Origin of the sequence: Vibrio sp. Vb0304, assembly GCF_033338995.1 — a bacterium.
GTDB classification, from domain to species: domain Bacteria; phylum Pseudomonadota; class Gammaproteobacteria; order Enterobacterales; family Vibrionaceae; genus Vibrio; species Vibrio alginolyticus.
In genome coordinates, this window is the sequence record NZ_JAWOTT010000329.1 from 1 (window position 1) to 1,073 (window position 1,073).

Sequence of the window (1,073 nt, forward strand, 5' to 3'; positions counted from 1 at the left end):
GCCGAGCTGCTACAGCCATACCTGTCTTTTTTCCGATTGTTTGAATACCTGTCTTTTCGAGCAATTCTCAGTGTACTTACTGCCCTAGGTCTTTCTCTTTGGATGGGACCTATCATGATCAAGCGTTTGCAAATGCTTCAAATTGGTCAGGTCGTGCGTAACGAAGGCCCTGAGTCTCACTTTAGCAAGCGTGGTACTCCTACTATGGGCGGTATCATGATTTTGGCGGCTATTTCGATCACGATTCTATTGTGGACTGATTTATCCAACCCTTATGTTTGGGCGGTACTGACGGTGTTGCTAGGTTATGGCGCCGTTGGCTTTGTCGATGATTATCGTAAAGTGGTGCGTAAAAACACCGATGGTTTGATCGCGCGTTGGAAGTATTTCTGGCAGTCTTTGATCGCATTTGTTGTGGCATTTGCTCTATACGCTTATGGTAAAGACACAGCAGCGACGCAGCTTGTCGTGCCATTCTTTAAAGACGTGATGCCACAGCTTGGTCTGATGTACATCATTCTGACTTACTTCGTGATTGTTGGCACCAGTAATGCGGTAAACCTCACTGATGGCTTAGATGGTTTGGCTATCATGCCGACGGTACTGGTTGCTGCAGGCTTTGCCGTTATCGCTTGGGCGACTGGTAACGTTAACTTTTCTGAATATCTGCACATCCCATATCTACCGCACGCCTCTGAGCTTGTTGTGGTATGTACGGCGATTGTGGGCGCGGGTCTTGGATTCTTATGGTTCAACACCTATCCAGCACAAGTATTTATGGGTGACGTAGGCTCTCTTGCGCTAGGTGGTGCACTAGGCACTATCGCTGTTTTGGTTCGTCAAGAATTGGTGCTGGTTATCATGGGCGGTGTGTTTGTAATGGAAACACTGTCTGTAATCCTCCAAGTCGGTTCATACAAGCTGCGCGGTCAACGCATTTTCCGCATGGCACCAATTCATCATCACTACGAATTAAAAGGTTGGCCAGAACCTCGTGTAATCGTGCGTTTCTGGATTATTTCTATGGTTCTTGTTCTGATTGGTCTTGCGACATTGAAAGTGCGTTAATCGCA

1 protein-coding gene is annotated in these 1,073 nt (G+C 47.0%); it reads left to right on the forward strand.

Annotated features, from left to right (window positions below; genetic code table 11):
- A partial coding sequence (gene mraY, locus R7P35_RS26005; protein ID WP_318093354.1) for a phospho-N-acetylmuramoyl-pentapeptide-transferase occupies positions 1-1,068 on the forward strand: 1,068 nt, incomplete at its 5' end.
- Positions 1,069-1,073 lie beyond the last annotated feature (5 nt).